Consider the following 17184-nt stretch of genomic DNA (forward strand, 5'->3'; position numbering starts at 1 on the left):
CACCCTTGTCGCGCATGCTGGGACGCATGGCTATCAAGGGCGTACTCGCGCAGATCACCGTGTCGGACCTGGCTCAGGCTACGGAATATTACGGCAGGCTCTTCGGACGGGGTCCTGACGAGAATCCGATGCCGGGCCTCCTGGAGTGGCACTTCACAAGCGAGGCCGGCCTCCAGCTGTGGGCCGACTCGAGTCGCTCTGGAAAATCCACCGTGGTCTTCAACGATGACGACCTCGAGAGTGTCGCCAGGCGGCTCGACGCGGCGAAGATCGAGCACGGCGGGATCGAAGACGCGATTCACTTCCAGATCCTCCAGGTGCTCGACCCGGAGGGCAATCACGTCGTCTTCACGGGCGCCTCGAGCTAGCCGCGCGCACCGTCGGGGCTACAGTGTGGCCGTGCACGGGAGCCCGATGAGTCGGGCTGAGAGGGAGTACTCGAACTCCGACCGTTGAACCTGATCTGGGTAATGCCAGCGAAGGGAGTCGACTCACCCGTGCCGTCACGCTCCGACGGAAGGCACGCACATGGAATCCATCACTCGAGACCCACTCGCATTCGGGGTGGGGGCGAGGGTCACCCTCTCGGTCATGTCCGACCGCTACGTCGAGGTGATCCTCGCTGCGGTGCACGCCGCCGATTCCACGGGGCTGATCCTCGAGACGGGTGACGTCAGCACGTACGCGGGCGGCGACGAGCAGGCGCTGTTGCGCTGGCTCACCGACCTCACGCAGCACGTGGCGGCGACCGGACTGCACGCCTCCGTCCAGGTGCTGCTCTCTCGCGGCTGCCCGGGTGAGGCGATCTGCGAGCTGCCGGGCGGGGCGGGCCCTCGGCGGGTGGATGCGCCCCGCGGTCGCCACACTGGGAGCTTCGCGAGCGCAGAATGGGCGCTCTACCCGCTCGAGGACGTCGGATCGGACGAGCGGACGCCCGACCACATGCGGGAGATCTACGCCGCCATCGAGACGGCGAAGGCGAGCGGCACCTTCGTGGCGTCCGAGCATTTCGTCACGAAGCTCAGCGGGGACCTCGGCCGGGTCCTGGAGACCGTCGTCGCGGCCTGGGCTGGGGTCGGCGCGCACGTGCAGCACGTCACGAGTCACCTCACGGTCTCGCTCAACAGCCCAAGCCACGCGGCGGGCGCGGAGACGGGAGCGCACGCATGAGCCTCAAGCTGCGCGACATCGTGCTCATGGTCGTGCTCGGCACGGTCTTCGGCTTCCTCTACTGGGCGCTGGTGCAGGCCTGGACGGCGCTCTCGATCGCGATGGGGCCTGCGGGCGACCTCGCCCAGCACTTCCTCTTCGGCGGCTGGCTGCTGGTCGCGCCCATCGCGATCGCCATCATCCGGCGGCCGTTCGTCGGCGTGATCGCTGAAGTGCTCGCCTCGGTCATCGAGGTCGTGTTCCTCGGCTCGGCGGTCGGCCCGCTGCTGTTCGTCGCGGCCGCGCTGCAGGGCATCGGCAGCGAGCTGCCGTTCGCGATCGGCCGGTACAAGAAGTACGGCTGGCTGCGGTACGCCATCTCCGGGGCGCTCGGTGCTGGCCTCGTGTTCTTCTACTCGGCGTTCCGCTCAGGCTGGTACGGGCAGGAGATCCTCTTCCTGCGCTTCGGCATCCAGCTCGCGTCCGGCATCATCCTCGGCGGGCTCCTCGCGAAGCTCCTCGTCGACTCGCTCGTGCGCACGGGCGTGCTCGACAACTTCGCGATCGTGCAGGACACGAAGCCCGTGGCCGTGCGCCGTGCGGCCTGACGCCTCGCCCACGGAGAGCTCCGGACTCGATATCGAGGCACACGACTTCGAGGTGATCCACTCCTCGGGCGACGGGCTCGGGCCGGTGGACCTGCGGGTCGCGCCGGGTGAGCACGTGCTGGTCATCGGGCCGTCCGGTTCCGGGAAGTCGACGCTGCTGCAGGCGCTGAGCGGGGTCATCCCCCACGCCGTGCCAGCCCAGGTGAGCGGGACCATGCGCGTCTGCGGCCTGGACACGCAGGAGCACGACGTGCCGAGGATCTCGCGGAACCTGTCCGTCGTGGCGCAGAACCCGGCCTCGTCGGTGTGCCTCCCCGACGTGGCTGACGAGGTCGCCTTCCCGCTCGAGAACCATGCGTGGCCGCGGCCGTCGATCGGGCCTGCCGTGAAGGCGGCGCTCGAGCTCGTCGGAGCCACCTCGCTGGCCGGCCGGCGGTCGGCGACGCTCTCCGGCGGGGAGACGCAGCGGGTGGCGCTCGCCGCGGCCGTCGTCACCCGGCCCAGGGTGCTCGTGCTCGACGAACCCACGTCCATGCTCGACCCGGAGGGCATCGCATCCGTCCGCCGAGCCATCGACGCCGCGTCCGCGCAGGCATCGACGGTCGTGCTCGTCGAGCACCGCCTCGACGAGTTCGCGGGGGCTCGCGGCATCGCGGGTCTGCCCGCTCGCACGGTGGTCGTCGGCCGCGGCGGGGTCATCGCCCACGACGGAGCCACTGCCCAGGTGCTGCTCGACAACGCGGCCGAACTCCAGGAGTCCGGATGCTGGCTGCCGCTCGAAGCTGAGCTCACCGCCACGACAGGGCTGAGCGGCGGTCTCCGGAACAGGGCCGTGGCCGGAGCGGTAGCCACGCTCGGGGAAGGCGCACCACCCCCGACCACCACGCCCCCAGGATCGAGCGCGGCCTGCGGTCCTTCCCTGCGCGTGGAGTCGCTCGACGTCGTCGCAGGAGGGGCGCCGAGGCGGAGGCGCACTGCTGCCGCGGCCGCAGCTGGGAGCGGCGCCGTGCTCCGCGACGTGAGCTTCGAACTCCGCGCGGGCGAGGTCGTGGCGCTCCTCGGGCGCAACGGATGCGGCAAATCGAGCCTGCTGCGCACCCTCGCCGGCCTGGCACGACCGGCTGGCGGGACCATCCACGGCCCGCGCCCCGGCCTCATCTTCCAGAACCCCGAGCACCAGTTCGCGCAGACCACGCTCCGGCGGGAGATGGAGCACGGGCTCGGGCCCGGCGACACCGAACGCGTCAGCGAGCTCGTCGAGCGCTTCGACCTCGCTCACTACCTCGACCACAACCCCTACCGGCTCTCCGGCGGGCAGCAGCGGCGGCTCAGCATCGCGGCCATGCTCGCGCACGACCGGCCGTTCCTCCTCGCCGACGAACCGGGGTTCGGCCTCGACCGGCGCTCGAGCATCGCGGCCATGCGCGAGCTCGAGCGCACGGCGGCGTCCGGATGCGGCGTGCTCTTCTCGAGCCACGAGCTTCGGGCCGTGTGCGCGCATGCCCACCGCGTGCTCGTGCTCGGCGACGGCGGACTCCTCGCCGACACGACGCCGTTCGAGCTGCTGCGCGACCCCGCGCTCCTGGAAGCTGCGGGCCTCGAGCGCACACCGCTGCTCGCCTGGCTCGTCCAGCAGGATCTCCCGGAAGCGCACGCGCGGCGGATCCTCCGCAGGCTCGACGAAGCCGCCGTGCAGGTGGCCGCGTGAGCGGGACGACTCGGCCAGCGGGCCGGTACCTGGAGCGCCGCAACCCGACCGTGAAGCTCGCGGTGCTGTTCGCCTGCTCCCTCGCGACGCTGTTCGTCCTCAACCCGGTGACGCTCGGCGTGCTGACGATGCTCGCCGTCGTCGCCGTGCTCACGACGACGCGGCTCGGGCCGCTGCAGCTGCTCGCCGCATCCGTGCCCTTCGTGGCGTTCGGCGTCGGTCTCGTCACCGTCAACGCCCTCAGCCGTCCAGGGACGGAGCTCCTCCCCGATCTACCCGTTCGGCTCACCAGCGAAGGCCTCGCCATCGGCGTCGCGCTCGCCCTCCGCACCACCGTGATCGGCATGCTCTCGATCGCGTTCATCGCGAGCACCCCGCCTCGCGAGCTCATGACGAGCCTCACCCAGCACGCGATGCTCAGCCCGCGATTCGCGTACGCCCTGCTCGCCGGGTTCCGACTCCTGCAGCTGCTGCCGAGCGAATGGCTGAGCATCCGCGCCGCGCAGGCCGTGCGGGCACCCCTCGGACGGGACGGCATGCCCCGAACAGGCCCCACGGGATTCGGCTCGGCGGCCTTCGCGCTGCTGGTCGTCTCGATCCGGTCAGGCGAGCGGATCGCACAGGCACTCGAGTCGAGAGGACTCGGCGCGGGCCCTCGCACGGTGTGGCGCCCTGTCGCGTTGGATGCGCGAGACGCCGCCCTCGCCGGCATCGTCCTCACGGCGTTCACGCTCACGGCGGCGGCCGGCGCGGCCGCGGGAACGGGACTGTCGCTTGTCTGAGCGGACGCGTCGCCAGCTCACGCTCGTCGGCATGGTGAATCCGCCCACGCACCGCTACGCCGCTGCCTGGCGGCACCCCGATTCCGGCCGCGACTGGCTGCGCGCGCGCTCGTACGTGGACATCGCACGCCTGCTCGAGCGAGGCGGCTTCGACCTGATGTTCCTCCCGGACGCGCTCGCCGTGCCAGAGGACGCGCTCGGCGACGTGGCGACGACACTCGCAAGCGGCGGCAAGGGGGCGGTGACCCTCGATCCCCTCACGGTGCTGAGCGTGGTCGCCGGTGCCACTTCTCGAATCGGGTTGGGCGCGACTGTCTCGACGTCGTTCCTGCCGCCGTACGTCATCGCGCGAACGCTCGCGAGCCTCGACCATCTCTCGGAAGGGCGAGTGGCCTGGAACATCGTGACCTCCACGACCGACGCCGAGGCACGCAACATGGGCCTCGAGCGCATCCCGCCGAAGGCGCAGCGCTACGACCGAGCCGACCGGGTCGTCAGCCAGGTGCTCGAGCTCATGAGGACCTGGGCACCTGGCGCGCTGGTGCGGGACGAGCGGACGGGCCTGTTCGCGGACCCCTGCCGCGTCGCGCGCACCCCAGCCCCACGCGAGCGCGCCGCACCTCCCGGCCCGCTGAGCCTGCCGAGGAGCCCGCAGGGGCATCCGGTGCTCATGCAGGCCGGGGCCTCCCCTCGTGGGATGGAGTTCGCGGCGAAGTGGGCCGAGCTGGTCTTCGTGGCGGCCGACGGAATCGAGGGCACTCGCGCGATCAGGGCGGAGCTGCGAGAGCGCGCACGCTCGGCCGGGCGCGACCCTGACGAGCTGCGAGTATGCGCGGCCATCCAACCCGTCGCCGGATCGACGATGATCGATGCAACGAGGACTCGGGATGCGCTGCTCTCGTTGATCGATGAACCATCGGCGCTGCGCTCACTCGCCCGACTCTTGCACGCGGACGCCGGGACGCTGCGACTGGACGAGCCCGCAGCCGACTTCCTCGCCGGGCACCGCGGCGCGACCGGCAGCGACGGCTTCGAGGACATGCTCGCCGCTGTGTGCCGACGCGAGGGGCTCAGCGTCCGAGACCTGGCGCTGCGGCAGTCGCTCGATCAGCTGACGCCGTCACCGACGGGCAGCGGCGAGGCCGTCGCCGAGGAGCTGTGCGAGTGGCAGGATGCCGGAGCCGCCGACGGTTTCGTCGTGGCCCCGGCCATCCTGCCCGGCTCGTTCGAGGACTTCGTCGAGCACGTCGTCCCGGAGCTGCGCAGACGCGGGCGCCTCGCAGCCTCGGAAGCACCCGACGCGCCCTCGGCCGGCGCGAGGCCGACGACGCTCCGCTCGCGTCTCGCCGCTCAGCGGTGAGGCCGCACGGCGCAGAGCTCAGCGCTGCGAGCCCCAGCTCGCCGACTGTCCTGCTACCGCGCGCTGCTGCGGCACGCCCCAGGGGTTGGCGTCCTGTAGCGGCTCGGGCAGGGCCTCCTGAGGCGCGCCCTGGTAGGCGACGCCTCGCAGGAAGCGGGAGATGGAGGCGGTGCCGACCGAGGTCGACGTGTCGTTCGAGGTCGCCGGGTACGGGCCGCCGTGCTGCATGGCCGGTGTCACGGCGACCCCGGTGGGCCACCCGCCGAAGAGGACGCGTCCCGTCTTCCTCGCCAGCCCTGCGACGAGCGATGACAGCGCTGGCGACTGCTCCCCCGCGGCGGCGTGCACGGTGCCAGTGAGGTTGCCGACGTACAGCTCGTCGAGGCTGGGCGCGAGCGAGGCTTCGTCGTCGTACTCGACGATGACGGAGAACGGACCGAAGACCTCGTCGAGCAGTGTCTCGTCGCCCGCCGAGAGCTTGCTCGCGGGCACGGCCACGATCGTCGGCGTCGCCCACACGTTGCCATCGTCGTCGCTGCGCACGGTGCCCTCGGCGACGACGCGCACGCCGTCGGCCGCGAGCACGTCGGCGCGGCGTTGGACGTAGGCCCGGCCGATGCTCGGGTTCAGGAGGCGGTGCTCGGGGGCCTGCTCGGCCGCCTGCGAGACGCGCAGCTCGAGCTCGTCGGCGGCATCCGTCGTGGGCACCCAGAGGAAGCCGGGCTTCGTGCACAGCTGACCGGCGGAGCCGGCGACGGAAGCGGCGTAGCCTGCCGCGATCTCCTCGCCGCGTTCGGCGAGCGCTGCAGCGGTCACGAAGACCGGGTTGACGCTTCCGAGCTCCCCGTAGAACTGGATGGGCCGGGGGCGGGCAGCGGCCTTGTCGGCGAGCAGGCGGCCCACGCGGATCGACCCCGTGAAGGTGCCGACGTCGACGCGGTCGTCCTCGAGCACGGTGACGCCGGCCTGCTGCCCGAGGACAAGCGCGAAGACCCCGTCGGGAGCTCCGGCCGCGCGGAGCGCGTCTTCGACGACGCGCGCCGTCGCGACCGAGAGCTCCGGGTGACCGGAGTGGCCCTTGACGATGAGCGCGCAGCCCGCCGCGAGCGCCGCGGCCGAGTCACCGCCCGCCACCGAGAAGGCGAACGGGAAGTTGGAGGCGGAGAAGTTGACGGCGACGCCGACGGGCACGAGCATCCGGCGCACGTCGGGCCGCGGGCCGAGCACGAAGTCGGGGTCGGCCTCGTCGAGGCGCACGTCGAGGTAGGCGCCGTCTCGGATGACGTCCGCGAAGAGGCGGATCTGCACGGTCGTGCGCTTCAACTCGCCCGTGAGCCTCGCCTGCGCGAGGCCCGTCTCCCGCATGCCGATGGGGATGAGTTCCCCGGCCGCCTGATCGAGGGCGTCCGCGACCGCGATGAGCGCCGACGCACGTTCGGCCGGGGGCGTCGCCGCCCAGACCGGGGCGGCGAGCGCGGCCGCCGCGAGGATCTGCTCGAGCTCGGCGTCGCTGGTGTGCGGGGTGGGTGTGCTCATCGATGAGTCCAATCTAGAATTCGAAACCTGCGGGGAACGGGTCTGTCGGGTCGAGCAGGTACTGGCCCATGCCGGTGATCCACGCGCGACCCGTGATGGTGGGGATCACGGCTGCGCGGTCGCCGACCTGCACCTCGTCGATGAGCCGGCCCGTGAAGCTCGTGCCGATGAACGACTCGTTGACGAAATCGGTGTGCAGGGGCAGCTCGCCCCTGGCGTGCAGCTCCGCCATGCGTGCGGACGTGCCGGTGCCGCACGGCGAACGGTCGAACCAGCCGGGGTAGATCGCCATGGCGTGCCGCGAGTGGACCGCGTCGGAGCCCGGCGCGATGAACTCGACGTGGTGGACGTGGTCGACGCCCTCGATCGTCGGATGCCGGGGCGCGTCGTGCGTGTTGATCGCGTCCATGATGGCGAGGCCGGCGCGCAGGATGTCGTCCTTGCGGCTTCGGTCGAACGGCAGGTCGAGGTCGTCGAGGTCGACCATGGCGTAGTAGTTCCCGCCGAACGCCAGCGAGTATCGGAGCGCGTCGATGCCGAGTTCCGGCACCGGGACGACGGCGTCGAGGCGTTCGCAGAAGCTGGGCACGTTCTCGATGGTAACGCTAACAGCGCGTCCTTCGCACACTTCCACGCGAGCGATCACGAGGCCGGCCGGCGTATCCAGCCGGATCACCGTCTCCGGCTCCTGCACCTCGACCATCCCCGTCTCGACCAGCACCGTCGCCGTCCCGATCGTGCCGTGCCCGCACATCGGGAGCAGACCGGAGACCTCGATGTAGAGGACCCCGAAGTCGGCGTCGGGTCGCGTCGGCGGCTGCAGGATGCTCCCGCTCATGGCGGAGTGCCCACGCGGCTCGCGCATGAGGAACGTGCGCAGGTCGTCGCGGTGCTCCTGCACGTAGAGGCGCTTCTCGTTCATGGTCGCGCCGGGGATCACCCCGACACCGCCCGTGACGACCCTGGTCGGCATCCCCTCGGTGTGGGAGTCGACGGCGGAGATGACTCGTGATGCTCGCATGTCAGTTGACCTCAGGCTGTGGAGTGGAAGGTGCGACCCTACTGGAGGGCGGCGAGGGCGTCGAGGGCGCGCTGCGTGTCGGCGCGCACCTGCGCCTCCATGGCCTGCGTGAGCGCCGCGCGCGGCGGACGGCAGGGCCCGCCGTTGCGGCCGACCATGTCCATCCCGAGCTTGATGGCCTGCACGAACTCCGGGCGCGAGTCCCAGCGGAAGGCGGCGATGAGGCTCTTGTAGATCTCGCGCGCCTCGACGTAGCGGCCAGCGGCCATGTTGTCGTAGATCGCGACGGCCTCCGCGGGGAACACGTTGGGGTAGCCCGCGAACCAGCCCGTCGCGCCGTCGATCATGAGCTCGAAGAGCACGTCGTCGCTGCCCGCGATGATGTCGATGCTCGACCCGGCCGCCTCGCAGGCCTCCTGGATCTCGAACGCGCGCCGCACGTCCCCGGAGAACTCCTTGACGGCGACGATGCCGTCGATCTTCGCGATCTCGGCGACGAGGTTCGGCGTGATGTCGACCTTCGTGTCCAGCGGGTTGTTGTAGATCATGACGGGCAGGCCGACCTCCGCAACCTTCGCGAAGTGCTCGACGACGTCGGCGTCCGCCGAGCGGTACATGGTCGGCGGGAGGCAGAGCACGCCGTGGGCGCCGTCCTCCTTTGCGAGCTGCGTCCAGTGCTGGGCCTGGTGCCAGCCGGGTCCGTGCACGCCCGCGACGACGATGCCGCGGTCGCCGACGGTCTCGACGGCCACCTGCACGACCTTGCGTCGCTCCTCGTCGGTGAGGGACGAGTACTCGCCGAGCGAGCCGTTCGGGCCGACACCCCGGCAGCCGTTCTCGATGAGCCAGTTGCAGTGCTCGGCGTACGCGTCGTAGTCGACGGCGAGACCGGCGGGTGCCGAGGCGTCCTCCTTGTAGGGGAGGGCCGTCGCGACGACGACGCCGCCGAGGTCGAGGTGGGTGGAAGCTGCTTCGGTCATGGGTCTTGCCTTCCTGTCGGGGGGTGCTGCTCTTCTGAGATGCCTGCCAGCTCTGCGAGCCGGATGGGGGTCTGGATGGGGCGGCGGTCGACGATGCCCTCGTCGAGTTCACCGGTTGAGCCTGTCGCGGCCTGCAGCAGCTCTTCGGCGCTGCGGCCGCAGATGCGTGCCTGGCAGATGCCCAGGCCGGCGCGGGTGGCGAGCTTCTGGGAGCGCAGGCTGCGTGAGCCGGTGGCGGCCGCCTTCCGGCGGAGCTGGCCCGCGGTGACCTCCTCGCATCGGCACACGATCGTGTCGTCGCGAAGCCAGTCCTGCCAGCCCGGGCGCACTCCATGGGCGGCATCGATGCGCGCGGCGAACGCGCCGAAGACCGCGCGCTTGCGCTGAGCGTCGCTGACCTGCGCGTCCCTGGACGAACCGCCGGCGGCGCAGTGCCCCGCGACTCGCCCCTCCGCGAGCGAGAGGTCGACGCCGCCGATGCCGGTCACCTCCCCCGCCGCGTAGACGCCTCCCGCGCTCGTCGCGCACGACTCGTCGATGACCACGAATCTGTCGTCACCCAGCGCGCAGCCGGCTGCGATCGCGACCTCGAGGCGGGGCGTGAACCCGTGGGTGACGCACACGGCGTCGCAGGCCACCTGCCGCTCACTACCCGGGATCGGCCGCCACTGGGCGTCGACGCTGGCGATCGTCACGCGCTCGACTCGGCCGTCGCCGTGAGCCTCCACGACGGCCTCGCCGACGCGGTACGGGATGCGGTGACGCAGCTGACCTGCAACGTAGCCGAAGAGCTCGCTCACCTTGCCCGGCGCACCGGCCAGCTGCCACGGCCTGGGCAGCCAGCCGGAGGCGAGGCGCGGGATGCGGTTGGCTTCGACGACCTCGATGACGCGCGAACCCACCTGCGCGAGGGACGCGGCGACGGGCAGCAGGAACGGGCCGGCACCCGCGACGACGACGTTGCCGCCGACCGCGATGCGCTCGCTCTTCGCGAAGGCCTGGGCAGCCCCGCCCGTGGAGACCCCGGGCAGGTCCCAGCCCGGGAACGGGAGGGTGCGGTCGTGGGCACCGGTCGCGATGACGATGGCGTCCGGCCCGAGCGTCGACGGAACGCGTGTCGCGGCATCCGCAGGACCGGTCAGCACCTGGAGCGTCGGGATGCCGAGGCCGGGGCCGTGACCCCCCGCAGCATCCACGGCCCACACGCTGGTCTCGGCCAGCACGGTGATGTCGGGGGTCGAGCGAACTCGACGCTCAAGGTCCTGGTATGTCGACCAGCCGTGGTGCAGAGCGGCCTGCCCGTGACCGTCGCGGTCGCTCGGCAGGTGTCGCCAGTACTGGCCGCCGAGCTCGCGACCCGACTCGATGAGCGTCACGCGGGCGCCGTGCTCGGCTGCGGCCACTGCGGCCGCGAGACCAGCTGGTCCCCCGCCGACGACGGCGACGTGGCGCCGTCCAGGCTGCGTCGAGGTCATTGCGAGCTCACCTCGTCCCCATCGCACGCTCGACGCTGGCAAGCGCGCACGTCCGGAACCCCGTCGACGGTGACGAGGCAGTCGAAGCACACCCCGATGCCGCAGAACAGGCCGCGGGGCTTCCCTGCGACGGCCGTCTCGCGCCAGGCCACGCGGCCGGAGCCGAGGAGGACGCCCGCGATGCTCTGCCCTTCGACGCCCTCGACGGGCTCGCCGTCGACCGTGATGCGGACGGGCTTCTCGACCCCGTCGCCCCGGACTGCACGTTCGCTCATGCGACGGCCTCCAACTCTGCAGCGAGGGTCGGTCGAGACGGAGCGAACTGGGCGGCGTCGATCTGCGTCGGCGCCCCGTCCATGAGGTCGCCGATGAGCGTGGCCGTCGGCAGCGAGAGGCCGATGCCGGCCCCCTCATGGCCCGTCGCGTGCCACAGACCCTGAAGTCGTGGGTCGGCACCGATGAGGGGCAGGTGGTCGGGCATGTACGGGCGGAACCCCGAGTAGCTGCGGATGATCGCCGTCTCGGTGAGGAACGGGAAGATCGAGATGGCTTTCCTCGCGAGCTCGCTCAGCACGTTGGCGCGGAACGCGTCGTCGAAACCGACCTGCTCGCGGCTCGAGCCGATGAGCACCGTGCCCCCCGGTGTCGACTCCACGACGCTCGAGGTCATGAGGGCGACGTCGCCGGAACCGACGGCACCGACGTAGTCGGCGTCGTAGACCTTGTGGAACACCCGCTGCGGCATCTTCGCTGTGACGAGCACAACGCCCCGTCGCGGCCGGACGGGCAGCGGTGCGCCGAGGAGCGCCGAGACCTCACCCGACCAGGGTCCGGCGGCGACGACGACGTCACGACCGCGCACGTCTCCCGCAGTCGTGCGAACGCCGACGAGCCTGCCGCCGTCGCGGAGGGCGCCGGTCACCTCGTGGTGCTCCAGGATGCTCGCCCCGCGCAGGTGCGCGAGGGCGACGAGCGCCTCGGTCGCGATGGTCGGCTGCACCTGGCTGTCGCCCGGGTACCAGACGGCTGCGGTCATGCGATCGGTGAGCCACGGCTCGAGCCTGCGCGCCTCCGGGATCGTGACCGGCTCGGCCGCCACGTCGGCGGTGCGTTGCGTGGCCGCGAAGTCGAGGAGCGCGGACGCTCCCCCATCGGTCGTCGCGACGACGAGGCCGCCCTTGGCCTCGAACTCGATGCCTGGGAAGTCGTCGCCCAGCTCGTCGCGGAAGCTGCCGGAGAGCGTGGACCAGGCGGCATTCGCGAGCTTCGAGAGCTCGAGCTCAGCGCCGGGCCCCTTGTCGGAGACGAGGAGGTTGCCCTCGCAGTGCGCGCTGGTGCCGCTCGCGACGCGACCGCGCTCGACGAGCGCCACGCGCCGGCCTCGGCCGGCGAGCTCAGCCGCGCAGGCAGCGCCCACGATGCCACCGCCGATCACGACGACGTCGTAGCTGCTCATCCCGCACCTCCTTGCCAGTAATATGTCACACACCAGTCGGTCGTGCAAGCCTGGCCCGCCCCGCATCCGGGACGGGCCAGGTCGTGGTCAGCCCAGGTAGGCCTCGATGACCGCCTTGTCCTTCGCCAGATCGGACGCGAGCCCGGAGAGCGTCACATGCCCGTGCTCGATCACGTACGCGCGGTGCGCGACCTTGAGCGCCGCCCGCGCATTCTGCTCGACGAGCAGCACCGTCGCGCCACGCTCGTTGATGCGCCCGATGAGCTCCATCACCTGCTTCACGACAAGCGGCGCCAGTCCCATCGACGGCTCGTCGAGCAGCAGCAGCTTCGGGCCGCCGACGTACGCTCGCGCGATCGCGACCATCTGCTGCTCGCCACCCGACAGGGTGCCGCCCTGCTGCGTGCGCCGCTCGAGCAGCCGCGGCATGAGCTCGTAGCACTCCTCGACACGATCGGCCACGACCTTCGGGTCCTTGACCTGGTAGCCGCCGAGCAGGAGGTTCTCGTGCACCGACATGGTCGAGAAGATCCGACGCCCCTCAGGCACGTGGATGAGCCCGTCGCGCACGAGATCCCACGGCTTGGCGCTCGAGATGTCCTTGCCGCGCCAGGTGATCGTGCCGCTCTTGGCCCTGGCGAGCCCGGAGAGCATCGTGAGCGTGCTGGTCTTGCCCGCGCCGTTGTTGCCGAGCAGCGAGACGACCTCGCCCTCGTTCACCTCGATCGACAGCCCCCGCAGCGCCTGCACGCGCCCGTAGAAGAGGTCGACGTCCTTCACCTCGAGTTCAGCGCTCATGACCGTTCCTCCCCCGCGGAGCCCTGCTCCGCGATGTCCTCTTCGTCGATCCGGTCGCGGAGCGTGCGTGGCCGTTCAGGAGCGTCGACCTGCTCCCCGCCGGCCTCCTCCGCGACCTCGTCCTCCGGGTCCTCGACCCCCAGGTACGCCTCGATGACCCTCGGGTCGTTCTTGACGTCCTCCGGCAGGCCGTCGGCGATCTCCCGGCCGAAGTTGAGCACGATCACGCGCTCGGAGATCTCCATCACGAGGCCCATGTCGTGCTCGATGAGCACGATGCCGACCCCGAGGTGCCTGATCTTGCGGATGAGCGAGATCAGCTCCTGCTTCTCGTTGTGATTAAGACCGGCCGCGGGCTCGTCGAGCAGCAGCAGCTTGGGCTGCGTGGCCAGCGCGCGGGCGATCTCCACACGCCGCTGCTCGCCATAGGGCAGCTGCGACGCGAGCAGGTCGTCGTCGAGCGAGTAGCCGACGAAGTCGAGCCAGCCACGTGCATCCTCGAGCGCCTGCGCCTCGATCTTCTTGTAGCCGATCGTGTGCAGCATCGTCTGGAACACGTTCTGCCGGATGCGCGCGTGCATCGCCGTCTTCACGTTGTCGATGACCGACATGTCGCGGAACATGCGCACGTTCTGGAACGTGCGGCTCAGCCCGAGGCGCGTGATCGTCGACGGCTGCTTGCGCATGATGTCGACGCCGTCGAACGTGATCGTGCCCGACGTCGGCCGGTAGAACCCCGTGATGCAGTTGAACGCGCTTGTCTTGCCAGCGCCGTTCGGGCCGATCACCGAGATGATCTCGCCCGCGTACGCGTCGAACGACGTGCCGTCGACGGCCTTCACACCACCGAACTGCAGGCGCAGGTCACGGACGGACAGCAGCGGCTCCCCGGAGTGCGCCCGCCTGAACTCCTCGGCGACCGCGGTCACCGACTCCGTCTTCGGCACATCGATGGGCGCGGTCCCGTAGACCTCACCCGTGCCTGAACCCTGGCTCATGCCTGCTCCTTCGAGAGGTCGATGTTGGCGTCCGGCGCCTCATGGGCCGAGAACCCGTCCTTGGGAGACGGCGGCTCGCCCTTGGCGCGCGACTTGAGGAACGGCAGGATGGCCGTCGCCGGCCAGATGCCCTGCGGCCGGAAGATCATCATGACCACCAGCAGCACGCCGAAGACGAGGAAGCGCCAGTCGGAGAAGTCGCGGAGGATCTCGGGCAGCAGCGAGACGAGCAGGGCACCGACGATGACGCCCGGGATCGAGCCCATGCCGCCGAGCACAACCGCCATGAGCAGCAGCGCCGAGTTGAGGAACACGAACGAGGTCGGGCTGATGGCCGTCTGGTGGGCCGCCATGAGCACGCCGGCGAGGCCACCGAACACCGCGCCGAGCACGTACGCGCCGAGCTTCGTCGTGTACGTGTTGACGCCCATCGCCTCGGCTGCGTCCTCGTCGTCCTTGATCGCGCGCCAGGCGCGCCCCATCTTGCCCTTGCCGAGCCGGGAGGCTGCGATGATCGCGGCACCTCCCGCGATGATGACGCAGAGGAAGTACAGGAGGATCTTGCCGTTGAACTCGATACCGCCGACCGTGAGGCCGTCGGCGAACGACCAGCCGAAGAACTCGAACGTGTCGATGCCGGAGATGCCGGATGGGCCGCCCGTGACCTCGAGGTTGTTGGCCGTGAGCCGGATGATCTCGCCGAAGCCGAGCGTGACGATCGCGAGGTAGTCGCTGCGCAGGCGCAGCGTCGGCCCGCCGATGATGAGCCCGGCGAGGATGCACGCCACGATGACGAACGGGATCGTCGCGATGAGCGGCATGTCCAGCAGCGTGTTGAGCACGCCGGCCGTGTACGCGCCCACCGCGAAGAAGGCGTAGTAGCCGAGGTCGAGGAGGCCCGCGTAGCCGACGACGATGTTGAGGCCCATCGCGAGCATGATGTAGATCATCGCCGAGGTGCCGATGGAGATGACGTACGGCGTCGCGTTGATGAACGGCAGCAGGAACGCGAAGAGGAACAGCACGAGCCCCACGAGGTTCATGAAGGTCTTCGGGTTCCGGATGCCGGTGCGCGGTGTCGGCCGCTCGACGGTGGGCGCAGGCGCCTGGAGTCTGATGTCGGTCATGGGGTCACATCCGTTCCACGACGCGGGCACCGAGGATGCCGGTCGGTCTGAAGGACAGGAAGAGGATCAGGCACGCGAACGAGAACACGTCTCGCCACTCGCCGCCGAGCCAGTGGGTGCCGAACGCCTCGAGCAGGCCGAGCACGAGACCCCCGAGCATGGCGCCGTAGAGGTTCCCGATGCCGCCGATGACGGCTGCCGTGAACGCCTTCAACCCGATGACGAAGCCCGCGAGGAAGTCGATCGTGCCGTAGTAGGCGCCCGCCATGACGCCGGCGGCGCCTGCCAGGGCGGAGCCGATGAAGAAGGTGCGCGAGATGACCTTGTTGACGTTGACGCCCATGAGCTGCGCGGCGGTCGGGTCGAGCGCGATGGCGCGCATGGCTCGCCCGTCGCGCGAGCGCATGATGTAGGTGTTGAGGCCGAACATGAGGGCGGCCGCGACGAGCATCATGACGATCTGCGGCATCGTGATGCGGCCGCCCAGGAGGTCGAGCGTCTCGCCTTCGAGACGCGTCGGGTACACCTTCGGGTCGGGCCCGAAGATCTGGCGCACGCCGTACTCGAGGATGAACGACATGCCCACCGCGGTGATGAGCACCGCGAGTCGAGGGCTCGAGCGCAGCGGGCGGTAGGCGACCCGCTCGATCGTCACGCCGAGGATGCCGGTGAAGATCATCGCGAGCAGCATGACGAGCAGGATCGAGAGGATGCCGCCCCCGGCGAGGCCGGAGAAGGCCGAGAAGATCGTGAGGCCGGCGAACGCGCCGACCATGTAGACGTCGCCGTGCGCGAAGTTGAGCAACTTGATGATGCCGTACACCATGCTGTAGCCGAGCGCGACGAGCGCGTAGAAGGATCCGACGAAGAGCCCGTCGATGATGAGTTGAATCACAGTGGTTCCTGACTGCAGAAGCGGGCGGGGAGTTCCCTCCCCGCCCGCCGTGGCTGACTAGCTCTTCAGGTCATCCTCGAGGATGAAGGTGCCGTCGGGTCCGACGGTGACGATGGCGAATCCGCCCTCGGTGAGCGTGCCCTCTTCCGTGAAGGTGAGGGGGCCGGAGAAGATGTCGAAGCCGTCGAGCGCGTTGAGCGCCTCGATGACCGCGGGCCCCTCAGTGCTTCCTGCATCCTCGATCGCCTGGGCGACGACGCGCACGGCGTCGTAGCTCTGCGTGGAGTACGGGCCGGGGGCCGCACCGAACTTCTCGGTGTAGGCGTCGATCCACTCGGTTGCGCCCTCGAGCATGTCGGGGGTCTGCGTGAACGTGCCGAGCACACCCTCGGAGGAGCTGCCGGCGATCTCAGCGAACTTCGCGTCGACCGAGCCGTCGGCGACCATGACCTTGCCCGTGTAGCCGGCGGCACGCAGCTGCTGCGTGATCAGGCCGCCCTCCTGGTAGTAGCCGGTCCAATACATCATGTCCGGGTTCGCCGAGACGACCTTGTTGACGTTGGCCGCGTAGTCGGATTCACCGGCGTTGACGGACTCCTCGAGGACGACCTCGATACCGAGCTCCTTGGCCTGCTCGGAGGCGGACTTCGCGAGGTCCGTCGAGTAGTCCGTGTTGTCGTCGACGAGCGCGAGCGTCTTCACGCCCTGCTTCTCGGCGTACTTGAGCATGGCCTGCGCCTGCTGGGTGCCGGTTCCGTTGATGAGGAACACGTTGTCGAGGCCGGCCGCGACGAGCTGGTTCGAGTTGGCCGCTGGGATCACCATGGGAATCTCGGCCGTGTTGAAGATCGGCAGCGTCGGGAGCGTCGCTCCGGAGCAGTAGCCGCCGACCGAGGCGACGACTCCGTCGGTGACGAGCTTGTTCGCCGCGGCGGTAGCGCTCGTCGCGTCACAGGCGTCGTCGGCGGTCACGAGCTCGAGCTGGCGGCCGAGGACGCCACCGGCCTCGTTGAGCTCGTCGATCGCCATCTTCGCGCCGTTCTCCATGTATGGGCCGAAGGCCGACTCGGATCCCGAGAAGGGGGCCGCGAGTCCCAGCTTGATCGGTCCGTCCTCGGACGCGGTGTCCCCACCTCCGGCGACACCTCCGGAGCATCCGGTCAGGGCCAGTGCGGCAGTTGCGAGGAGGGCTCCAGGCAGGAGCACCCTCTTCCAGAGGCCAGCACCCCGAGGGCTGGTGGAACGACGTGCAGTCATGGTGAGTTCCTTCCGAACAGACGTCAGAATCGCC

At 70.2% G+C, this 17184-nt stretch carries 17 protein-coding genes and 1 riboswitch; of the genes, 6 read left to right on the forward strand and 11 right to left on the reverse strand.

All coding sequences use genetic code 11. The annotated features are described in order from the left end of the window. Nucleotides 1-26: 26 nt before the first annotated feature. The 6 genes from C5C17_RS14490 to C5C17_RS14515 all read left to right on the forward strand — a co-directional run bounded on the left by C5C17_RS14490 (nucleotide 27) and on the right by C5C17_RS14515 (nucleotide 5607). Entirely contained in the window at nucleotides 27-368 is a 342-nt protein-coding gene (locus tag C5C17_RS14490; protein ID WP_104254108.1) for a VOC family protein, read from the forward strand. Nucleotides 369-393: 25 nt separating this feature from the next. Further along, nucleotides 394-501, forward strand: a riboswitch (TPP riboswitch). A gap of 27 nt (nucleotides 502-528) precedes the next feature. After that, nucleotides 529-1170: a YkoF family thiamine/hydroxymethylpyrimidine-binding protein gene (locus C5C17_RS14495; RefSeq protein ID WP_104254062.1), complete on the forward strand. Its 642-nt coding sequence runs from the start codon at nucleotides 529-531 to the stop codon at nucleotides 1168-1170. After that, nucleotides 1167-1757, forward strand: a complete 591-nt coding sequence (locus tag C5C17_RS14500) for an ECF transporter S component (protein ID WP_104254063.1) — start codon at nucleotides 1167-1169, stop codon at nucleotides 1755-1757. Before C5C17_RS14495 ends, C5C17_RS14500 begins: the two co-directional genes overlap by 4 nt. After that, nucleotides 1747-3465 (forward strand): ABC transporter ATP-binding protein, encoded by a 1719-nt coding sequence (locus tag C5C17_RS14505; protein ID WP_104254064.1) that lies wholly within the window; start codon nucleotides 1747-1749, stop codon nucleotides 3463-3465. The genes C5C17_RS14500 and C5C17_RS14505 overlap by 11 nt, the downstream gene beginning before the upstream one ends. Next, on the forward strand, nucleotides 3462-4247 hold the full coding sequence (locus tag C5C17_RS14510; RefSeq protein WP_181028620.1) for an energy-coupling factor transporter transmembrane protein EcfT: 786 nt from the start codon (nucleotides 3462-3464) through the stop codon (nucleotides 4245-4247). Before C5C17_RS14505 ends, C5C17_RS14510 begins: the two co-directional genes overlap by 4 nt. Nucleotides 4248-4278: 31 nt before the next feature. Further along, a complete protein-coding gene (locus C5C17_RS14515; protein WP_258066228.1) occupies nucleotides 4279-5607 on the forward strand; it encodes an NtaA/DmoA family FMN-dependent monooxygenase in 1329 nt (442 codons plus the stop codon). 18 nt (nucleotides 5608-5625) lie between these two features. On the opposite strand, the gene C5C17_RS14520 is transcribed toward C5C17_RS14515, so the two are convergent. The 11 genes from C5C17_RS14520 to C5C17_RS14570 all read right to left on the reverse strand — a co-directional run bounded on the left by C5C17_RS14520 (nucleotide 5626) and on the right by C5C17_RS14570 (nucleotide 17150). Continuing rightward, on the reverse strand, nucleotides 5626-7143 hold the full coding sequence (locus C5C17_RS14520; RefSeq protein WP_104254109.1) for an aldehyde dehydrogenase (NADP(+)): 1518 nt from the start codon (nucleotides 7141-7143) through the stop codon (nucleotides 5626-5628). 13 nt (nucleotides 7144-7156) lie between these two features. After that, nucleotides 7157-8164, reverse strand: a complete 1008-nt coding sequence (locus C5C17_RS14525) for a proline racemase family protein (RefSeq protein ID WP_104254067.1) — start codon at nucleotides 8162-8164, stop codon at nucleotides 7157-7159. Between the two features lie 38 nt (nucleotides 8165-8202). After that, nucleotides 8203-9144 (reverse strand): dihydrodipicolinate synthase family protein, encoded by a 942-nt coding sequence (locus C5C17_RS14530; protein WP_104254068.1) that lies wholly within the window; start codon nucleotides 9142-9144, stop codon nucleotides 8203-8205. Continuing rightward, nucleotides 9141-10619 carry an NAD(P)/FAD-dependent oxidoreductase gene (locus tag C5C17_RS19095; protein WP_104254069.1) on the reverse strand — a complete coding sequence of 493 codons (1479 nt, stop codon included), beginning with the start codon at nucleotides 10617-10619 and terminating at the stop codon, nucleotides 9141-9143. Before C5C17_RS19095 ends, C5C17_RS14530 begins: the two co-directional genes overlap by 4 nt. Beyond that, complete coding sequence (locus C5C17_RS18780; RefSeq protein ID WP_104254070.1) at nucleotides 10616-10894, reverse strand: (2Fe-2S)-binding protein; 279 nt, start codon at nucleotides 10892-10894, stop codon at nucleotides 10616-10618. Before C5C17_RS18780 ends, C5C17_RS19095 begins: the two co-directional genes overlap by 4 nt. Beyond that, nucleotides 10891-12075, reverse strand: coding sequence for an FAD-binding oxidoreductase (locus C5C17_RS14545; protein ID WP_104254071.1), 1185 nt, complete (start codon nucleotides 12073-12075; stop codon nucleotides 10891-10893). The genes C5C17_RS18780 and C5C17_RS14545 overlap by 4 nt, the downstream gene beginning before the upstream one ends. An 87-nt stretch (nucleotides 12076-12162) precedes the next feature. Beyond that, complete coding sequence (locus tag C5C17_RS14550) at nucleotides 12163-12873, reverse strand: ABC transporter ATP-binding protein (RefSeq protein WP_104254072.1); 711 nt, start codon at nucleotides 12871-12873, stop codon at nucleotides 12163-12165. After that, nucleotides 12870-13871, reverse strand: coding sequence for an ABC transporter ATP-binding protein (locus C5C17_RS14555; RefSeq protein WP_104254073.1), 1002 nt, complete (start codon nucleotides 13869-13871; stop codon nucleotides 12870-12872). The genes C5C17_RS14550 and C5C17_RS14555 overlap by 4 nt, the downstream gene beginning before the upstream one ends. After that, nucleotides 13868-14998 carry a branched-chain amino acid ABC transporter permease gene (locus tag C5C17_RS14560; protein ID WP_104254074.1) on the reverse strand — a complete coding sequence of 377 codons (1131 nt, stop codon included), beginning with the start codon at nucleotides 14996-14998 and terminating at the stop codon, nucleotides 13868-13870. The genes C5C17_RS14555 and C5C17_RS14560 overlap by 4 nt, the downstream gene beginning before the upstream one ends. Nucleotides 14999-15002: 4 nt before the next feature. Further along, entirely contained in the window at nucleotides 15003-15893 is an 891-nt protein-coding gene (locus C5C17_RS14565) for a branched-chain amino acid ABC transporter permease (RefSeq protein WP_068479389.1), read from the reverse strand. 57 nt (nucleotides 15894-15950) lie between these two features. Further along, a complete protein-coding gene (locus tag C5C17_RS14570; protein ID WP_104254075.1) occupies nucleotides 15951-17150 on the reverse strand; it encodes a branched-chain amino acid ABC transporter substrate-binding protein in 1200 nt (399 codons plus the stop codon). Between the last annotated feature and the right edge of the window lie 34 nt (nucleotides 17151-17184).

Source organism: Pseudoclavibacter sp. RFBA6, assembly GCF_002931575.1.
Taxonomy (GTDB): Bacteria; Actinomycetota; Actinomycetes; order Actinomycetales; family Microbacteriaceae; genus Pseudoclavibacter; species Pseudoclavibacter terrae.

What these genes read in the sequence shown, in the direction of transcription:
- C5C17_RS14515 (WP_258066228.1), top strand. Translation starts at nt 4,279, where the DNA reads ATGGTGAATCCGCCCACGCACCGCTACGCCGCTGCCTGGCGGCACCCC.
- C5C17_RS14490 (WP_104254108.1), top strand. Translation starts at nt 27, where the DNA reads ATGGCTATCAAGGGCGTACTCGCGCAGATCACCGTGTCGGACCTGGCT.
- C5C17_RS14530 (WP_104254068.1), bottom strand. Translation starts at nt 9,144, where the DNA reads ATGACCGAAGCAGCTTCCACCCACCTCGACCTCGGCGGCGTCGTCGTC.
- C5C17_RS14560 (WP_104254074.1), bottom strand. Translation starts at nt 14,998, where the DNA reads ATGACCGACATCAGACTCCAGGCGCCTGCGCCCACCGTCGAGCGGCCG.
- C5C17_RS14555 (WP_104254073.1), bottom strand. Translation starts at nt 13,871, where the DNA reads ATGAGCCAGGGTTCAGGCACGGGTGAGGTCTACGGGACCGCGCCCATC.
- C5C17_RS18780 (WP_104254070.1), bottom strand. Translation starts at nt 10,894, where the DNA reads ATGAGCGAACGTGCAGTCCGGGGCGACGGGGTCGAGAAGCCCGTCCGC.
- C5C17_RS14550 (WP_104254072.1), bottom strand. Translation starts at nt 12,873, where the DNA reads ATGAGCGCTGAACTCGAGGTGAAGGACGTCGACCTCTTCTACGGGCGC.
- C5C17_RS14500 (WP_104254063.1), top strand. Translation starts at nt 1,167, where the DNA reads ATGAGCCTCAAGCTGCGCGACATCGTGCTCATGGTCGTGCTCGGCACG.
- C5C17_RS19095 (WP_104254069.1), bottom strand. Translation starts at nt 10,619, where the DNA reads ATGACCTCGACGCAGCCTGGACGGCGCCACGTCGCCGTCGTCGGCGGG.
- C5C17_RS14495 (WP_104254062.1), top strand. Translation starts at nt 529, where the DNA reads ATGGAATCCATCACTCGAGACCCACTCGCATTCGGGGTGGGGGCGAGG.
- C5C17_RS14520 (WP_104254109.1), bottom strand. Translation starts at nt 7,143, where the DNA reads ATGAGCACACCCACCCCGCACACCAGCGACGCCGAGCTCGAGCAGATC.
- C5C17_RS14525 (WP_104254067.1), bottom strand. Translation starts at nt 8,164, where the DNA reads ATGCGAGCATCACGAGTCATCTCCGCCGTCGACTCCCACACCGAGGGG.
- C5C17_RS14570 (WP_104254075.1), bottom strand. Translation starts at nt 17,150, where the DNA reads ATGACTGCACGTCGTTCCACCAGCCCTCGGGGTGCTGGCCTCTGGAAG.
- C5C17_RS14545 (WP_104254071.1), bottom strand. Translation starts at nt 12,075, where the DNA reads ATGAGCAGCTACGACGTCGTCGTGATCGGCGGTGGCATCGTGGGCGCT.